20 protein-coding genes are annotated in these 17,201 nt (G+C 41.4%); 16 read left to right on the top strand and 4 right to left on the bottom strand.

Annotation, left to right across the window (positions count from 1 at the left end):
• Positions 1-122: 122 nt before the first annotated feature.
• The 4 genes from rnjA to cibA all read right to left on the bottom strand — a co-directional run bounded on the left by rnjA (position 123) and on the right by cibA (position 2,969).
• Positions 123-1,802, bottom strand: coding sequence for a ribonuclease J1 (gene rnjA / locus M1G01_RS06740; protein WP_247931453.1), 1,680 nt, complete (start codon positions 1,800-1,802; stop codon positions 123-125).
• Position 1,803: 1 nt separating this feature from the next.
• On the bottom strand, positions 1,804-2,037 hold the full coding sequence (locus M1G01_RS06735; protein ID WP_000639581.1) for a DNA-dependent RNA polymerase subunit epsilon: 234 nt from the start codon (positions 2,035-2,037) through the stop codon (positions 1,804-1,806).
• A gap of 604 nt (positions 2,038-2,641) precedes the next feature.
• Positions 2,642-2,785 (bottom strand): bacteriocin, encoded by a 144-nt coding sequence (locus M1G01_RS06730; RefSeq protein WP_216728630.1) that lies wholly within the window; start codon positions 2,783-2,785, stop codon positions 2,642-2,644.
• 1 nt (position 2,786) lies between these two features.
• Positions 2,787-2,969, bottom strand: a complete 183-nt coding sequence (gene cibA / locus M1G01_RS06725) for a fratricide two-peptide bacteriocin subunit CibA (RefSeq protein ID WP_000180842.1) — start codon at positions 2,967-2,969, stop codon at positions 2,787-2,789.
• 187 nt (positions 2,970-3,156) lie between these two features.
• On the opposite strand from cibA, the gene tsaB reads away from it, so the two are divergent.
• The 16 genes from tsaB to dltD all read left to right on the top strand — a co-directional run bounded on the left by tsaB (position 3,157) and on the right by dltD (position 17,142).
• Positions 3,157-3,840 carry a tRNA (adenosine(37)-N6)-threonylcarbamoyltransferase complex dimerization subunit type 1 TsaB gene (tsaB, locus tag M1G01_RS06720; protein ID WP_247923931.1) on the top strand — a complete coding sequence of 228 codons (684 nt, stop codon included), beginning with the start codon at positions 3,157-3,159 and terminating at the stop codon, positions 3,838-3,840.
• Positions 3,837-4,274: a ribosomal protein S18-alanine N-acetyltransferase gene (gene rimI, locus M1G01_RS06715; RefSeq protein ID WP_247931452.1), complete on the top strand. Its 438-nt coding sequence runs from the start codon at positions 3,837-3,839 to the stop codon at positions 4,272-4,274. The genes tsaB and rimI overlap by 4 nt, the downstream gene beginning before the upstream one ends.
• Positions 4,264-5,274 carry a tRNA (adenosine(37)-N6)-threonylcarbamoyltransferase complex transferase subunit TsaD gene (gene tsaD / locus M1G01_RS06710; RefSeq protein WP_247923933.1) on the top strand — a complete coding sequence of 337 codons (1,011 nt, stop codon included), beginning with the start codon at positions 4,264-4,266 and terminating at the stop codon, positions 5,272-5,274. The genes rimI and tsaD overlap by 11 nt, the downstream gene beginning before the upstream one ends.
• A gap of 96 nt (positions 5,275-5,370) precedes the next feature.
• Positions 5,371-6,234: an XRE/MutR family transcriptional regulator gene (locus M1G01_RS06705; RefSeq protein ID WP_095726327.1), complete on the top strand. Its 864-nt coding sequence runs from the start codon at positions 5,371-5,373 to the stop codon at positions 6,232-6,234.
• Positions 6,235-6,523: 289 nt separating this feature from the next.
• Positions 6,524-6,733, top strand: coding sequence for a peptide pheromone VP1 (locus M1G01_RS06700; RefSeq protein ID WP_084880844.1), 210 nt, complete (start codon positions 6,524-6,526; stop codon positions 6,731-6,733).
• 66 nt (positions 6,734-6,799) lie between these two features.
• Complete coding sequence (locus M1G01_RS06695) at positions 6,800-7,468, top strand: CPBP family intramembrane glutamic endopeptidase (RefSeq protein WP_095726326.1); 669 nt, start codon at positions 6,800-6,802, stop codon at positions 7,466-7,468.
• A gap of 203 nt (positions 7,469-7,671) precedes the next feature.
• Positions 7,672-8,280: a hypothetical protein gene (locus M1G01_RS06690; protein ID WP_247931451.1), complete on the top strand. Its 609-nt coding sequence runs from the start codon at positions 7,672-7,674 to the stop codon at positions 8,278-8,280.
• A 137-nt stretch (positions 8,281-8,417) separates the two neighbouring features.
• Positions 8,418-9,113 (top strand): AzlC family ABC transporter permease, encoded by a 696-nt coding sequence (locus tag M1G01_RS06685; RefSeq protein WP_247931450.1) that lies wholly within the window; start codon positions 8,418-8,420, stop codon positions 9,111-9,113.
• A complete protein-coding gene (locus M1G01_RS06680; protein ID WP_247931449.1) occupies positions 9,103-9,426 on the top strand; it encodes an AzlD domain-containing protein in 324 nt (107 codons plus the stop codon). Before M1G01_RS06685 ends, M1G01_RS06680 begins: the two co-directional genes overlap by 11 nt.
• A gap of 103 nt (positions 9,427-9,529) precedes the next feature.
• Positions 9,530-10,360: an amino acid ABC transporter substrate-binding protein gene (locus M1G01_RS06675; RefSeq protein WP_004254995.1), complete on the top strand. Its 831-nt coding sequence runs from the start codon at positions 9,530-9,532 to the stop codon at positions 10,358-10,360.
• A gap of 154 nt (positions 10,361-10,514) precedes the next feature.
• Positions 10,515-11,369 (top strand): MetQ/NlpA family ABC transporter substrate-binding protein, encoded by an 855-nt coding sequence (locus tag M1G01_RS06670; RefSeq protein ID WP_000694533.1) that lies wholly within the window; start codon positions 10,515-10,517, stop codon positions 11,367-11,369.
• A 118-nt stretch (positions 11,370-11,487) separates the two neighbouring features.
• The gene (locus M1G01_RS06665) at positions 11,488-12,861 is read left to right on the top strand and encodes a M20 family metallopeptidase (RefSeq protein WP_101800240.1); all 1,374 of its coding nucleotides are present in this window, start codon (positions 11,488-11,490) and stop codon (positions 12,859-12,861) included.
• Positions 12,854-13,915 carry a methionine ABC transporter ATP-binding protein gene (locus tag M1G01_RS06660; protein WP_247931448.1) on the top strand — a complete coding sequence of 354 codons (1,062 nt, stop codon included), beginning with the start codon at positions 12,854-12,856 and terminating at the stop codon, positions 13,913-13,915. Before M1G01_RS06665 ends, M1G01_RS06660 begins: the two co-directional genes overlap by 8 nt.
• 1 nt (position 13,916) lies before the next feature.
• Entirely contained in the window at positions 13,917-14,609 is a 693-nt protein-coding gene (locus M1G01_RS06655; protein WP_000137507.1) for a methionine ABC transporter permease, read from the top strand.
• Between the two features lie 158 nt (positions 14,610-14,767).
• Positions 14,768-15,922, top strand: coding sequence for a D-alanyl-lipoteichoic acid biosynthesis protein DltB (dltB, locus tag M1G01_RS06650; protein ID WP_049477566.1), 1,155 nt, complete (start codon positions 14,768-14,770; stop codon positions 15,920-15,922).
• A 47-nt stretch (positions 15,923-15,969) separates the two neighbouring features.
• Positions 15,970-17,142 (top strand): D-alanyl-lipoteichoic acid biosynthesis protein DltD, encoded by a 1,173-nt coding sequence (gene dltD / locus M1G01_RS06645; RefSeq protein ID WP_247931447.1) that lies wholly within the window; start codon positions 15,970-15,972, stop codon positions 17,140-17,142.
• Positions 17,143-17,201 lie beyond the last annotated feature (59 nt).

The following is a 17,201-nucleotide window of genomic DNA, read 5'->3' as shown; positions in this document are numbered from 1 at the left end:
GGGGCTGTTTTGTTGACTTGTACTCAATGAAAATCAAAGAGCAAACTAGGAAGCTAGCCGAAGGCTGTACTTGAGTACGACAAGGCGAAGCTGACGTGGTTTGAAGAGATTTTCGAAGAGTATTATTCTTCATCCGGTGTGAGGATCATCGGGATGATAATCGGTTCACGTTCCGTATTTTCATAGAGGAAAGGACGAATAGCGTTGACAATGGCACCATTGACAGATTGCACGCTAGCATCTTTGTTTTTCAATGCGATACGGATAGCATTGAAGAGGATGCGCTGGCTTTGACGAATCAAGTCGCCAGACTCTCTCATGTAGACAAAACCTCGGCTGAGGATATCTGGACCAGACAGAATCATCTGCGATTTGAAGTCAACAGTTGCGACTGCCAGAACGACACCGTCTTCAGATAGATCACGACGATCTTTGAGGACAGCAGCACCGATTTCACCGATACGATTGCCATCGACATAGATGTCTTGGGCGTTGAAATGGCCTGAGATACGAGCAGAGTTAGCAGTAAGAGCAAGCACATCACCATTGCTCATGATAAAGATATTGTCCTTCTCGACACCAGTATCCACCGCTAGTCCAGCATGGACTTTCTGCATACGGTATTCACCATGAACAGGCATGAAGTATTTCGGCTTGATCAAGCGAAGCATGAGTTTTTGCTCTTGCTGACCACCGTGACCAGAGGTGTGGATGTTGTTGATTTTACCGTGAATGACTTCGACGCCAGCTTCTGAGATGATGTTAATCAATTTGTTGACGCTAGTCGTATTTCCAGGGATTGGGCTAGAAGAGAAGATAACGGTATCGCCGGGTTGGAGTTGCACCTGGCGGTGAGTTCCGTTAGCGATACGAGAGAGGGCTGCCATCGGCTCCCCTTGACTACCTGTACAGAGGATAAGAACCTCGCCTGCAGGATAATCTTTGATTTCATTTGGCTCGATAAAGGTTCCCTTAGGAGCTTTGATGTAGCCAAGCTCGATCCCGTTGACAATGGCCTTTTCCATCGAACGTCCAAAGACCGCAATCTTGCGTCCAGTCTTAACAGCAGCATCTGTTGCTTGCTGGAGACGGAAGATGTTTGAGGCAAAGGATGCAAAGATGATACGTCCTTCAATACCTTGGATAATCTTCATGATGGACTGACCAACGACTTTTTCAGAGTTGGTAAAGGTTGGTACTTCCGCATTTGTCGAGTCAGAGAGGAGGCAGAGTACGCCTTCTTCACCAAGGGCTGCCATCCGGTGCAAGTCTGCAGGTTCTCCAACTGGAGTAAAGTCAAACTTAAAGTCACCCGTACAGACGATTTTCCCTTGAGGAGTATGAATGACAATCCCCAAAGGCTCTGGAATGGAGTGAGTAGTTCTAAAGAAAGTTGCCTTGAGATTTTTAAAGGTCAACTCAGTGTTGTGGTTGATTTCGTAAAGTTTGGCGTTGCGCAAGAGACCGTGTTCTTCGAGTTTTCCACGGATCAAAGCTAGGGCAAGTGGTCCAGCGTAGATAGGGACATTTGCTTGCTTGAGTAGGAAAGGAATCCCACCGATGTGGTCCTCGTGTCCGTGTGTAATCAAAACGGCCTTGACGCGGTCGATATTGTCCACGATGTAAGAGTAGTCAGGGATAACGTAGTCGATACCCAGCAAGTCATCTTCCGGGAATTTAATCCCAGCATCGACGATGATAATTTCGTCTTGGTATTCAATTCCGTAAGTGTTTTTCCCGATTTCTCCCAGACCACCGATGGCAAAAACGCCGACTTCTTCAGGTTTAAGAGTATAGGCCATATTAGAACTCCGTGATTTCGAAAGCGCCAGTTTCTTTCTCGTAATCTAGCAATTTGTCAGACAAGAGTTCGATAAATTCGATATTGTACTCTGGGCGGTTTTCTTCGACAAGTTGGCGAGCAGCGATACGTCCCTCAAGTTCTGAGTTGGCATCGATGTCTAGGTAAAGTGAGCGTGTTGTTTCACGACGTGGGCTACGTTCTTTTGTTTCTTGATAAAAAACTTTGTAAATCATATAGTTCCTTTCTATTTACAGGTCAGCTTATTCCAAACTTTTAGTAGAGATTTGCTTGATTTCATTCCATTTTGTGTCTAGATTGACCTTGATTCGTTACAATTATTTCAATTATACCACAAAATGAAAAATTAGTAAAAGACGGAAAATGAGAAAGTAAAGGCTGACAAAAGCGTAAAACTTGGATGACAAGATGAAATAAAATTGTTTTGAGCAAAAAAGAAACAGCCCTTGACCGAAGTCAAGAGCCGTCAAACACTGGGGGGCGAATTGTTCAATCGCATTTTCAGTTCTTTAGAAACCAAAGTTTCAGGGATAGCACTGCAACCCGAAGAGTCAACGACTCAACCTGATTTTCCTGCCAGTGTTGAATTACATTTTAACATTGATGGTTAAAAGAGTCAATGGATTCGCCATCTTTACGCCCCTCTTTTTTCTCAGCAAAAATCGAGTTGAAACATAAAAAGAAAATAATGCAAACAGATAAATCAATTGGTAAGGGGATTCTGGATATGTTTAAATCATTAAAAATGCTGAGCAAACTGTAAGAGATGAAGAGAATAAAATTTACCCTTCTAAAAATGTGCCTTTTATCTAGCATGACTTATCCAAATTTCTTACGAATATCTTTCCCGATAGTGTAAGCGGCCATAAATAAAGCTATACCAACACCTACACCAAAACCACCCTTGATTCCTTGCAATTCTTTATTAGAAATTGCGCAATACTTATCCAAACCTTTAATCATACTAACCTCCTAAAAAATAACCAGCTGCCAAACCAGACCCTACAAGTGCTGTTCCACCTGCAATGGCTTTCCAAGATACTGCTACTCCAAAGATAACTAAGGGAGCGAGACCACCATCAATATCTGATAATTCATTTTCAGATAACGATAAAAATTGATTGTCAAGAACGTCAAAATTTGTCATTGAACTTTCCTCCTTTTTTCTTGTTCACTTATATATTCGGAAAAGATGGGAAAAGCTAGAACTTTTTTTATTTTTTTGCCTTCCTCTTTGTCTAAGTAGCAGGGCTTTTTGTTTGGGGAGAAAGAAAATTCCCATGCGTCAGCTTTTGTAGTATAATAGTAAGCAGACAAAAAGATAGGAATGTGTTATGAAAGTATTAGCTTTTGATACGTCCAGCAAGGCTCTTTCTCTCGCTATTTTAGAGGATAAGCAGGTTCTTGCCGAGACTATGATCAATATCAAGAAAAATCACAGTATTACCCTCATGCCTGCCATCGATTTTTTGATGGCCAGTCTGGATTGGACACCCAAGGACTTGGATCGCATCGTGGTGGCAGAGGGACCTGGTAGCTACACAGGTTTGAGAATCGCGGTAGCAACTGCCAAGACCTTGGCTCATACCCTGAACATCGAGTTAGTGGGGATGTCTAGCCTCTTGGCTCTGGTATCAAGCCAGAAAGAAGGCTTGGTAGTTCCTATTATGGATGCACGTCGCAACAATGTCTATGCTGGCTTTTATGAAAATGCCAAGGATGTCTTTCCAGAAGCACACCTGTCCTTTGCGGAAGTGCTAGAGCAGGTCAAGGATGCTGAACAGGTAACCTTTGTCGGAGAAGTTGGAGCCTTTGTGGAACAAATCCAAGAACAACTACCACAAGCTAGCTACCAAGAAACCGTGCCAAATGCAGCTAATCTAGCTCTTTGGGCCTGGGACAAGGAAGCGGACTCCTTGCACGACTTTGTGCCAAATTACCTCAAGCGTGTCGAAGCCGAGGAAAACTGGCTCAAGAATCACACTGAGTCTGGCGAGTCCTACATTAAACGCCTATGATAAAGATCAAACGAATCCAACAACAAGCTGACTTGGCTCAAGCTATCTATGCTGTTATGGTAGATGTTTACCCAGTCAGTCCTTGGACATTGGAACAAATCCAAGCAGACCTGTCCCAAGACCAGACTTGGTATGCTCTGGCTTATGATGGGGCAGAAGTGATTGGCTTTCTAGCCGTGCAGGAGAATCTTTTTGAAGCAGAAGTCCTGCAAATCGCTGTCAAACAAACCTATCAGGGGCAGAAAATCGCGACAGCCTTGTTTGACTTTTTGCCTGCCGACAAAGAAATTTTCCTCGAAGTGAGGGAGTCGAACAGGCCAGCTCTGCTATTTTACAAAAAAGAAAAATTTGAAGAAATCGCGCGGCGGAAGGCCTACTACCATGCGCCGATGGAAGATGCCATTATCATGAAGAGAGAAGTAGATGAAAGATAGATATATTTTAGCTTTTGAGACATCTTGCGATGAGACTAGTGTCGCCGTCCTGAAAAACGATGATGAGCTCTTGTCCAATGTCATTGCTAGTCAAATTGAGAGCCATAAACGTTTTGGGGGCGTAGTGCCAGAAGTAGCTAGTCGTCACCATGTCGAGGTCATTACAGCCTGTATCGAGGAGGCGCTAGCAGAAGCAGGAATTACTGAAAACGATGTGACAGCTGTGGCGGTTACCTACGGACCAGGATTGGTTGGAGCTCTGCTAGTTGGCTTGTCAGCTGCCAAGGCCTTTGCTTGGGCGCATGGCTTGCCACTTATCCCCGTCAACCACATGGCTGGTCACCTCATGGCAGCTCAGAGTGTGGAGACTTTGGAGTTTCCTCTCCTAGCACTCTTGGTCAGCGGAGGACACACCGAGTTGGTCTATGTGTCAGAGGCTGGCGATTACAAGATTGTGGGGGAAACTCGCGATGATGCGGTCGGTGAAGCCTATGATAAGGTTGGTCGAGTTATGGGGCTGACCTATCCAGCAGGTCGAGAGATTGATCAGTTAGCTCATGAGGGACAGGATATTTATGATTTTCCGCGGGCTATGATTAAGGAAGACAATCTGGAATTTTCTTTTTCCGGTCTCAAGTCGGCCTTTATCAACTTGCATCACAATGCCCAGCAAAAAGGAGAGGTCTTGTCTAATCAAGACCTGTCAGCAAGCTTTCAGGCAGCGGTCATGGATATTCTCATGACCAAGACTAAGAAAGCGTTGGAAAAATATCCAGTCAAAACTCTGGTAGTGGCAGGTGGCGTGGCAGCCAATAAAGGTCTCAGAGAACGCTTGGCAGACGAAATCAAAGATGTCAAGGTCATCATTCCACCCCTGCGTCTCTGTGGAGACAATGCAGGTATGATTGCCTATGCCAGTGTCAGCGAGTGGAACAAAGAAAACTTTGCAGGCTTGGATCTCAACGCCAAACCAAGTCTCGCTTTTGATACGGTGGAATAAAGAGTCAGCTTGAAGCTGGCTTTTTTGCTAAAATATTTTATAATATGTTAAAAAAGGAAAAGTTTTTACGAATAGAATAGTAAAGGGAGTTTGGCCATGATTGAAAAGATGGAATTGGGAGAATTTTACAAGGAATTGCGTCTGGCGAGAAAACTCAAGCAGTCAGATGTTGCTTGTGATGGACTGACAGCATCCCAGCTATCCAAGTTTGAACTGGGACAGTCTATGCTGTCTGCGGATAAGCTGATCCTAGCTATCCAAGGGATAAATGTGACCTTCGATGAGTTTGGACACAAGCTTAATAACTATCAAGAATCCCCACATATGAGAATTGGTAGAAGGGTTGTGGATCGCTTTGCCCATCAAGATATTGCTGGCTTAGAGCAACTGTTGGAGGAAGTCGAGCAAGAACAGATAGCGCAGACCTATCGTCGTTTGAATGCTATTGTGATTAAAAATGCCATCCATTCCTTAAATAAGAGCTATCCGCTAACAGATGAGGATAGCGAATTTTTGACTACCTACCTCTATGCTATCGAGTCTTGGACCTGGTTTGACCTCTATCTTTTTTGCAATACTATGCCCTTCTTGAGTAATCAAGACCTAATCTTTTTATCAACCTCTTTAATTGAGAAATCTAAGGAATTTAAAGAGTTAGTACACAATCGATTGTATATGAAAAGTGGATTTCTGAATATTATATCAGAACTCATGGAGCGCAAGCTTTTCTCCTACATCCCAATCTTTGAAGCCGAGTTGGAGAGTATGCTGCGTCCATATGATGTTTTTGAGAAAGTATCGTGGCAATTTTTAAAGAAAATGAGCATTTTTCTTCAAACTAAGGGAAGCAATCAAAAAGAGATTGAACACTTTATCCAATCACTGCAAATATTAGAAAATCCACAATTGATAGCCCTCTTCGAATTGCGTTTTCATCAATACAAAGAACTTATCAATTAGTTAGAAAGGGGAAGACGATAACCCACTCCGAAATAAGCAGGAGTATCAGTTGGATTTTTCTTTTATTCATCATTATATCCCTCCTCATTAGTAATAACTTTATTATACCAGTGAAATAATCAAATCTACTAAAATCGCAAATGTGAAATTTCCATGAGAAAAAATATCAAATATGCGATTTTCTAAAATAAGACAATTTTCGTGTTATACTGTCCTTGTAAGACATTTGAAGCAAATCCTAGGTCGCAGAAGTGGTTTACAAGTAAAAATAATTGAAGGAGTGTAAATGATGTTGAATTTACAATTTGCAGAAACAATGGAACTAACAGAAGTGGAGCTAGAGGCAGTTTACGGAGGAGATCTTGTGAATGTTGCGAATATCCCAGGTGGTGGAAATTGGGGAGGCTGGGGAGGCCTAGGAACACCTTGGTCAATTATTGATCACTGGAAGAGAAATTTTAACCATGATTCTTCTACTGTTAATCGTCGCCGTTATTGATATTCAAAGCCCTTGCCTTTTCTTGGGTAGGGGCTGTCTTTATTTCATAGTATAGGAGAAAATAGAATGAAAAAGATAATCTCACACTACTACCTTATTATAGCCATTCTACTTGTCATTGCTGACCAGTTCTTGATTCGTCTGGTCTTACACAGCGATCTTGCTGCTGGTCTATCTGACTTTGCCTATTATTTGTCGGATATGCTGTTGAATTTTCTTGTGGTTCTGCTTGCTCTTATTGTTATGGTTTGGTCAGGAAAATGGCAGAAAATTAACAGTAAAAAATTTAAAGGTTCTTATCTTTTTTATTCCTTTTTAGCTCTTCTTGCTTTTGTTATTTGGAATTTCGTCACATTTTATCTTTTCCCTCCTACCAAAAATGAAATTGCTTATCAACTGGATGTCCCTACTTTTACAGGAGCAACGGCATTTCTGATGTATTTTTTCTATCCTGTGATTGCAGGTCCCATTTTTGAAGAGATGATCTATCGTGGATTGGTGATGACTGCTTTGGAAAAAGGGAAAAAATGGGGACTGGATGTACTTGGTTCGGCTACTTTATTTGGTATTTTGCATATCAGTAATCATGGTTGGGTCTTGACAGACTTTTTCGTATATATGGGTAGTGGTTTAATAATGGCAGTCTTTTTTAGAGTGACAAAGTCTATTTATTGGCCTATTGGACTGCATATAGTCTACAATGGTATTGCTCAAATTCTGCCCTTGTTGTTTTAGAGTTTCTGCCAATCATAAAAACAAAAGAACTGACTAGCTAAGTATTATAAATAAGACTGTTTTTTCAGTCTTTTTTATTTTGACTGTCTGTTACTAATTTTTGAGTAGTCCTTTGTTTCCTCCAAATTTAGAGAATAAGTCTCAAAATGTAATCGGAAAATCCAAAGTTTGTCAGTCTGAGACTTTTCTTGTATAGTAGATATATGAAAATTACAAAAATAATTAGTAGTTTGCTTGCTCTTGGAGCTTTACTCATGCTTTTATCAGCTTGCCATAATATAAAAAAGACGCAACTGGTCTTGTTTGAATCCCTTTCTTTCGGTATGCCTGTTAAATCTTTTGAAGAAGTATTGGGAGAGGCTAGCGAGGTGGAGGAAGAAGAGGAAATGGCTTATCGCGATACTTGGCGTGCAGAAGACCCTTATTTCTATAAAACAGGCCGCCTTTTCTATGATTATGAAAATATTTCTTTGAAGGGCCATACAGGTCGAGTAAGATTCACATTTTCAAAGTCGCATCGCTTGGAAACAGTAGCGGCTTATTTTCCCGTTGCCTCAAAAGCTGAGCAGCAAGCATTGCTTGATAACTTATCCCAGACTATAAAAAAAGAAATTGAAGCACTCCCAGATTATCAGTCTATGACCACTGATCCGGTAGGGATATACGATGACGGTTATCGCTACAAGGTCAAGTTGAAGGGACAACAGTGGGAACTCTGGGTCGATGTCTATCCGACAGAAAATAAATATGCTACAGACACGGAAACCGATAAGTATACTATCCGAGTGGATCAATTTCTCATGTATCCATAATACATCCTATTCAGTACTTTTTACTAGCTCCAAGTTCCAAACTCTAAACTTTTTTCTCTTTTATGAATGTGTTATAATATTTCTTGCTGTGGCTGTGACCTTGAACAGTCTCAAACGAAGAAAATAAGAGGAAAAAGATGAAAGAAAAAGGATTTTGGGAAGGTGTTCAGGCTGCCATGCCGACTGCCCTTGGCTATGTTAGTATCGGTCTAGCTTGTGGGATTATCGGTGCGCCCTATGTGACACCTGTTGAGATGGGCCTGATGAGCCTCTTTGTTTATGCTGGGAGCGCCCAGTTTGCCATGTTGGCATTGATTGCGGTCCAAGCACCTGTAGCAGCCATTGCCATGACGGTCTTTTTAATCAATTTACGACTCTTTTTGCTGAGCTTGCATGCGTCGACCTATTTCCGTCATACCAGTCTCTGGCAAAATATCGGTATGTCTAGTCTCTTGACAGATGAGACTTACGGGGTTTTGATGGGAGAATTAGCCCATACAGACAAGGTCAATCCTATGTGGATGCATGGGAATAATCTCAACAGTTATGTAGCTTGGTTTGTTGGGACAGTTGTTGGGACAGCTCTAGGTGGTTTACTGCCAAATCCAGAAATCTTTGGCCTTGATTTTGCCCTTGTGGGAATGTTTATCGGGATTTTTGCTTCGCAGTTCCAGATTATGCAAAGACGGATTCCTGTCCGCAATCTGCTTAAGATCCTAACAGTTGTTACGGTGTCTTTCTTTTTGCTCTTGACAGTGGTGTCTCAGTCACTAGCTGTTCTATTTGCGACGCTACTTGGATGTACAATGGGGGTGGTCTTAGATGGTCAGTAAATATCTTTTGTTAGCCGTTATCTTTTCGGGCCTAGTGACTTGGATACCTCGTATGATTCCTTTCATCTTGGTCAAGTACAAGGGTTTGCCAGCTATCGTTGAGCGTTTTTTAAAGTTCTTGCCTGTCTCCATTATCTTTGCCTTGATCCTTTCAAGTGTGGTGTCAGGTAAGGTTGGGAGCCTATCTCAGATCAAGTGGCTGGACTTCTTGGCTGTTTTTCCAACGGCTTTTGTAGCCTTTCGCTATCGCAATCTAGTTGGCACAGTTCTCTTTGGAGTGGTCTTGATTGCAGTCTTGCGTTTGGTCTTTTAAATCAGTCATAAAGAAAACTTATCACAGAGATAGATATCATATAATGGCGTAAATTCCTTTTTTCTGTTAAGATAATACAGTATTCTATTTTGGAGGAAATGACATGAAAAAAATCGTTAAATACTCATCTCTTGCTGCCCTAGGGCTTGTTGCTGCAGGTGTGTTAGCAGCTTGCTCAGGTGGTGCTAAGAAAGAAGGAGAAGCAGCTAGCAAGAAAGAAATTATCGTTGCAACTAATGCTACACCAAAACCATTCAACTATGAAGAAAATGGCGAATTGACTGGTTACGAAATTGAAGTGGTTCGCGCTATCTTTAAAGACTCTGACAAGTATGATGTCAAGTTTGAGAAGACAGAGTGGTCAGGAGTCTTTGCAGGACTTGATGCCGACCGTTACAATATGGCTGTTAGCAACATCAGCTACACTAAAGAACGTGCTGAAAAATACCTTTATGCAGCTCCAACTGCTAAAAACCCTAACGTTCTTGTAGTGAAAAAAGATGACCCTAGCATCAAATCGCTTGATGATATCGGTGGAAAATCAACAGAAGTTGTTCAAGGGACAACTTCTGCTAAACAGCTAGAAGACTACAACAAACAACACTCAGACAATCCAACTGTCCTAAAGTATACTAAAGCAGACTTCCAACAAATCATGGGACGCTTGAGCGATGGCCAGTTTGACTACAAGATTTTTGATAAAATCGGTGTTGAAACAGTCATCAAGGACCAAGGTTTGGACAACTTGAAAGTGATCGAACTTCCAAGCGACCAACAACCTTATGTTTACCCACTTCTTGCTAAAGGTCAAGATGAGTTGAAAACATTTGTAGACAAACGTATCCAAGAACTCTACAAAGACGGAACTCTTGAAAAATTGTCTAAACAGTTCTTCGGAGACACATACCTCCCAGCAGAAGCTGATATTAAATAGTCGTATGAGATCATCCAGTCTGAGAAAGGCGGATGATTTCTCAATTTTTAGGTATATAGTTTCAAACTATATGTCTGCCTATCTAATAACAATTTGCTAAATCAAATAAAGTATGAGATACTATTACGGTATTATTTTTAAAGGAGATAGAATCATGAAAATTAAAAAATGGCTCGGTGTAGCAGCTCTTGCTACAGTCGCAGGTTTGACTCTTGCAGCTTGCGGAAATTCAGAAAAGAAAGCAGACAACGAAACAGTTGTCAAAATTGCAACAGTTAACCGTAGCGGTTCTGAAGAAGCACGTTGGGATAAAATCCAAGAATTGGTTGAAAAAGATGGAATTAAATTGGAATTCACAGAGTTCACAGACTATTCACAACCAAACAAGGCAACTGCTGATGGCGAAGTAGACTTGAATGCTTTCCAACACTACAACTTCTTGAATAACTGGAACAAAGAAAACGGGAAAGACCTTGTAGCGATTGCAGATACCTATATCTCACCAATCCGCCTTTACTCAGGTAAAAATGGGGAAGAAAACAAGTATACCAAAGTGGAAGAAATCCCAGATAACGGTGAAATCGCCGTACCAAACGATGCAACAAACGAAAGCCGTGCGCTTTACTTGCTTCAATCAGCTGGTTTGATCAAATTGGATGTTTCTGGAACTGCCCTTGCAACAGTTGCTAACATCACAGAAAATCCAAAGAACTTGAAGATTACTGAATTGGACGCTAGCCAAACAGCTCGTTCATTGTCATCAGTTGATGCTGCCGTTGTAAACAATACCTTCGTTACAGAAGCAAAATTGGACTACAAGAAAGCACTCTTCAAAGAACAAGCTGATGAAAACTCAAAACAATGGTACAACATCATTGTTGCGAAAAAAGATTGGGAATCATCACCTAAGGCTGATGCCATCAAGAAAATTATCGCAGCTTACCACACTGATGAAGTGAAAAAAGTTATCGAAGAAACATCAGACGGTTTGGACCAACCAGTTTGGTAATAAGACAAAGGGAGGTGGGAGAGAGTTTCCACCTCTTGCTTTTGTATAGAGAGTTGATTTTAAAGAGGCACTTGTGGTCGTTCTGAGGACACAAGTACGTAGTAGAAAGAGAGAGAAAATGGTTTTTCCTAGCGAACAAGAGCAGATTGAAAAATTTGAGAAGGATCATGTGGCCCAACATTATTTTGAAGTCTTGCGCACCTTGATTTCCAAGAAATCAGTCTTTGCCCAACAGGTTGGACTCAAGGAGGTCGCAAACTATCTGGGTGAGATTTTCAAGCGTGTAGGGGCTGAAGTGGAGATTGATGAGAGCTATACGGCTCCCTTTGTCATGGCGCATTTCAAGAGTTCGCGTCCGAATGCCAAGACCTTGATCTTCTATAATCACTATGACACCGTGCCAGCGGATGGCGACCAGGTGTGGACAGAGAATCCTTTTACCCTTTCTGTGCGAAATGGTTTTATGTATGGACGTGGGGTTGACGATGACAAGGGCCACATCACGGCTCGTTTGAGTGCTTTGAGAAAGTATATGCAGCACCATGATGATCTGCCTGTCAATATCAGCTTTATCATGGAAGGGGCAGAAGAGTCGGCTTCTATGGATTTAGATAAGTATTTAGAGAAACACGCAGACAAACTTCGTGGGGCGGACTTACTAGTTTGGGAGCAAGGAACCAAAAATGCCTTGGAACAGCTGGAAATCTCTGGCGGAAACAAGGGAATTGTAACCTTTGATGCCAAGGTAAAAAGTGCGGATGTGGATATCCACTCGAGTTATGGTGGTGTTGTGGAGTCGGCGCCGTGGTACCTTATCCAGGCCTTAAGTAGCCTGCGAGCTGCTGATGGACGTATCTTGGTAGAAGGCTTGTATGAGGATGTTCAAGAGCCAAATGAACGAGAACTAGCCTTGGTAGATACCTACGCCCAACGCAATCCTGAGGAAATTAGTCGCATTTATGGCTTGGAATTGCCTCTCTTACAAGAGGATCGTGTAGCCTTCCTAAAACGGTTCTTTTTCGAGCCAGCCCTTAATATCGAAGGGATTCAGTCAGGTTATCAAGGGCAAGGGGTTAAAACGATTTTGCCAGCAGAAGCCAGTGCTAAGCTAGAAGTTCGTTTGGTTCCTGGCCTAGAACCGCATGATGTTCTGGAAAAAATTCGGAAACAGCTAGACAAAAATGGCTTTGATAAGGTAGAATTATACTATACCTTGGGAGAGATGAGCTATCGAAGCGATATGAGCGCACCAGCCATTCTCAATGTCATCGAGTTGTCCAAGAAATTCTATCCACAGGGCGTGTCTGTCTTGCCAACAACAGCGGGGACAGGCCCCATGCATACGGTCTTTGATGCCCTAGAGGTGCCAATGGTGGCCTTCGGTCTAGGAAATGCCAATAGCCGAGACCATGGTGGAGATGAGAACGTGCGAATCGCCGATTACTACACCCATATTGAATTAGTAGAGGAGCTGATTAGAAGCTATGAGTAGAGATATTATCAAGTTAGATCAGATTGATGTGACGTTTCACCAAAAGAAGAGAACCATCACAGCGGTCAAGGATGTGACCATTCACATCCAAGAAGGGGATATCTACGGAATCGTTGGATATTCTGGAGCAGGGAAATCAACCCTTGTACGGGTGATTAACCTCTTGCAAAAACCATCTGCAGGGAAAATTACCATTGATAACGACGTCATTTTTAACGGCAGAGTGACCTTGACTGCAGAGCAGTTGCGTCGTAAGCGTCAAGACATTGGGATGATTTTCCAGCATTTCAACCTGATGAGTCAAAAGACAGCCGAGGAAAATGTAGCCTTTGCCCTCAAACACTCTGGACTCAGCAAGGAAGAAAAGAAAGCTAAAGTAGCTAAGTTGTTGGACTTGGTTGGCTTGGCGGATCGTGCTGAAAACTACCCTTCACAACTATCTGGAGGGCAAAAACAGCGTGTGGCCATTGCGCGTGCCTTGGCAAATGATCCAAAAATCTTGATTTCAGACGAGTCAACGTCTGCCCTTGACCCTAAGACAACTAAGCAGATTTTGGCCTTGCTACAAGATTTGAACCAAAAATTAGGCTTGACCGTTGTCTTGATTACGCATGAAATGCAGATTGTCAAAGACATTGCCAACCGTGTGGCGGTCATGCAGGATGGCCGTTTGATTGAAGAAGGAAGTGTTCTTGAAATCTTCTCAGACCCTAAACAACCTTTGACACAGGACTTTATCTCAACAGCTACAGGTATTGACGAAGCCATGGTCAAGATTGAGAAGCAAGAAATCGTAGAACATTTATCTGAGAACAGTATCTTAGTGCAGCTCAAGTATGCAGGGGCTTCGACAGACGAGCCACTTTTGAATGAATTGTACAAACATTACCAAGTAACAGCTAATATCCTCTATGGGAATATTGAAATCCTCGATGGCACTCCTGTTGGAGAATTGGTTGTGGTCTTGTCAGGTGAAAAAGCAGCACTAGCAGGTGCTCAAGAAGCCATCCGTCAGGCTGGTGTGCAGTTAAAAGTATTGAAGGGAGGACAGTAAAATGACAGAGTTGATTCAAACTTATCTACCAAATGTCTACAAAATGGGCTGGGCTGGTCAAGCAGGCTGGGGAACAGCCATCTACCTAACCCTTTATATGACAGTTCTTTCCTTCATTATCGGAGGGTTCTTGGGGCTGGTGGCAGGTCTTTTCCTTGTCTTGACAGCACCAGGTGGTGTCTTGGAAAATAAGGTTATCTTTTGGATTTTAGACAAGATTACCTCTATTTTCCGTGCGGTTCCCTTCATCATCCTCTTGGCAATCATGTCGCCACTCTCTCACTTGATTGTGAAGACTAGCATCGGGCCAAATGCAGCCCTTGTCCCCCTTTCTTTTGCAGTCTTTGCCTTCTTTGCCCGTCAGGTGCAGGTTGTCTTGGCTGAGCTGGATGGCGGTGTCATTGAGGCGGCTCAAGCGAGCGGAGCGACCTTCTGGGATATCGTGGGTGTTTACCTATCAGAAGGTTTGCCAGATTTGATTCGTGTGACGACTGTGACTTTGATTTCCCTTGTTGGGGAAACAGCCATGGCGGGAGCAGTTGGTGCTGGTGGTATCGGTAACGTGGCCATTGCTTATGGATTTAACCGTTACAATCACGATGTGACCATCTTGGCAACCATCATTATCATCTTGATTATCTTTACGATCCAGTTCTTGGGAGATTTCTTGACCAAGAAACTAAGTCATAAATAATGGAAGGAGTTCAAAGGGACTCCTTTTTGTTTTCTCACCGAAATGCAAGAAGGATAAAGCTTCTTTTTAGAAATATGCTATAATAAATAAAGGTCCTCAATTAGCAAATCAAAAAGTTTGCTGTAGAAGAGATGATAATGTAAAGGAGTTTGTCTGGTATGAATTATTTCGAGGGGAATGAGTTTTTCCTTCTCTTGTTTGTAGTTTTACTGATTGGTTTTGTGGTAAACTTTTTTGAAAAACGTAAAGACTACTATATTTTGGCGCTCTCCCTCTTATTTGCAGGAGCTATCTATGGTAAGAGCCGAGCGATGATTGTCTATTTACTCGCCTTTATCGTTTACCAGTATTTTCTGGTTTTTCTAGCGCAGCGGATAGAGGCAAAGTGGCTGAAACCACTGGTTTTCCTTTCCATTCTTCCTTTGGTGATCAATAAAGTCTTTGCCCTGACTTCTCTGCATTTGTTGGCCTTTATTGGAATTTCTTACATGTCCTTTAAGACCATTCAGATCATGTTAGAGATATCGGATGGCTTAATCAAAGAAAAAATCACTGTAAAAGATTATCTACAGTTTTTGCTCTTTTTCCCAACAGTTAGTGCTGGTCCGATTGATCGGAGTAGGAGATTTTTAAAAGAGATAAACGAGGTCATGCCCCGAAAAGAGTATCTAGAGTTAGCAGGGGACGGTGTGTATCGTATCGTTCTAGGCCTCCTTTACAAGATTGTTTTATCAACCTATGTTTACCAGATGTTACTCGCTCTAAATAATACTGGCACAGTCGTTTATTCAATCAAGTATATGTACCTCTATACCTTGTATCTGTTCTTTGACTTTGCAGGCTACAGTCTAATGGCCGTTGGAAGTAGTAACATTCTAGGTATTCAGACACCGATGAACTTTAACAAACCTTTCTTGAGTGTCGATATCAAAGATTTCTGGACCAGATGGCATATCACCTTGTCGACCTGGTTGAGAGATTTTGTATTTTCAAGAGTATTGATGCAGGTTATCAGGAAAAAATGGTTTAAAAATAGACTACACAATGCAACCTATGCCTATATAATTAATATGTTAGTCATGGGTTTTTGGCATGGTCTTAGTGTTAGTTACATTGTCTATGGTTTTTATCATGGTGTCTTGATGGCTGGATTTGAAGTGTATCAAAAGAAAAGCAATTTTTATAAAAAAAATAAAAACAAAAACTGGTATAAGCTACTAAGTTGGTTTGTGACCATGAATTTGGTTATGATTGGTTTCTTTATCTTTTCGGGTGAACCCTATAAAATCTTACTGACGACTTTAAAGAGATAAGAGATTGAGAAGAAATCGGACAGATCGAAGGGATAGGATAAAACGAGATGATTAAATTAAAAGCATTTTTACTATCGCTTGTGCTCGTAATTGCGACGCTTGCCCTTTTAAATGTGACGTATGTCAAGAAGATTGATGATTATTATAAAGTCAAGGATAACAGTATTCGTTATAACACCTCGTATGAAAAGTATAAAAGTAGAGATATTCTAACAAGCAATATCACCCCCAATACACTGGTTCTAATGGGTTCCTCAGAGTTGGTTGCGACGATAAATGAAGACTATCATCCAAATAAAATTTTTAACTACAACGATTTTAATATCATGCAGATTGGGACCAGTTATTCTCAAAACATCATTCAGGCTTCTACTTTAGCCTCTATTGAAGGATCTATGAGCAAGCGAAAAGTAGCTATAGTAGAGTCTGTTCAGTGGTTTGAAAAAGATGGGACTCATCAAGATGCCTTTTTGAACAAGGCTTCTCAGGAACATATTTTTCACATGCTAGATAATGACAAGATTAGTAAAGAAACGAAAGAAAAACTAATCAATCGCATTATCGAGATTACCAAGGGGAACAAGCAACAAAATGACATCTACAAAAAATACAAAAGTTATTTCATAGATGGAAAAGGAACCATTGTTGATAAAAAACTATTAGAGTTTGAGAACGCGATGTATTCCTTTAAGCTCAAACGAAAATTTTATGAAAATCATGAGAAATCAGATTATCCCTCATCAGGAGACAAAACCCCAGACTATGATTGGGAAAAGATGACGGATCAGTTTGTGGAAGAGGTCAAAAAGAAAACAGACAATAATGACTATGCTGTTGATAATAACTACTACAATACTTACTTAAAAGATCGCTATGCATCGCTGAAAGATTCTAAAAAAGATTTGAGCTACCTAGAGTCACCAGAGTATTCTGATATGGAACTCTTCTTGACAGTTGCCAAAGAATTGGGCATTGAAGTTGAGGTTATTATTTTCCCAGTAAACGGGAAATGGAATGACTACACTGGTGTATCAAGAGAGATGCGAGAAAAAACTTATAAAAAAATAGAAGATGTCGCAAAGAGTCATGGTGCAACCGTATTAAACTATGGAAACAGAGAGTATGATGATTACTTTTTATTTGACGTGATGCACGTTGGAGTGAAAGGATGGATGGAAGTTGAAAAAGAACTTTACAAATTTGCAAACCAAGCTAACTAACACACATCGTTTAATCTTGTGGACACTATTTTTCTATACGGTTATCTTAAGCATCGTGA

This window comes from Streptococcus oralis (assembly GCF_023110055.1).
Classification (GTDB): Bacteria; Bacillota; Bacilli; order Lactobacillales; family Streptococcaceae; genus Streptococcus; species Streptococcus oralis_BY.
This window is presented reverse-complemented; position numbering and strand designations above follow the sequence as displayed.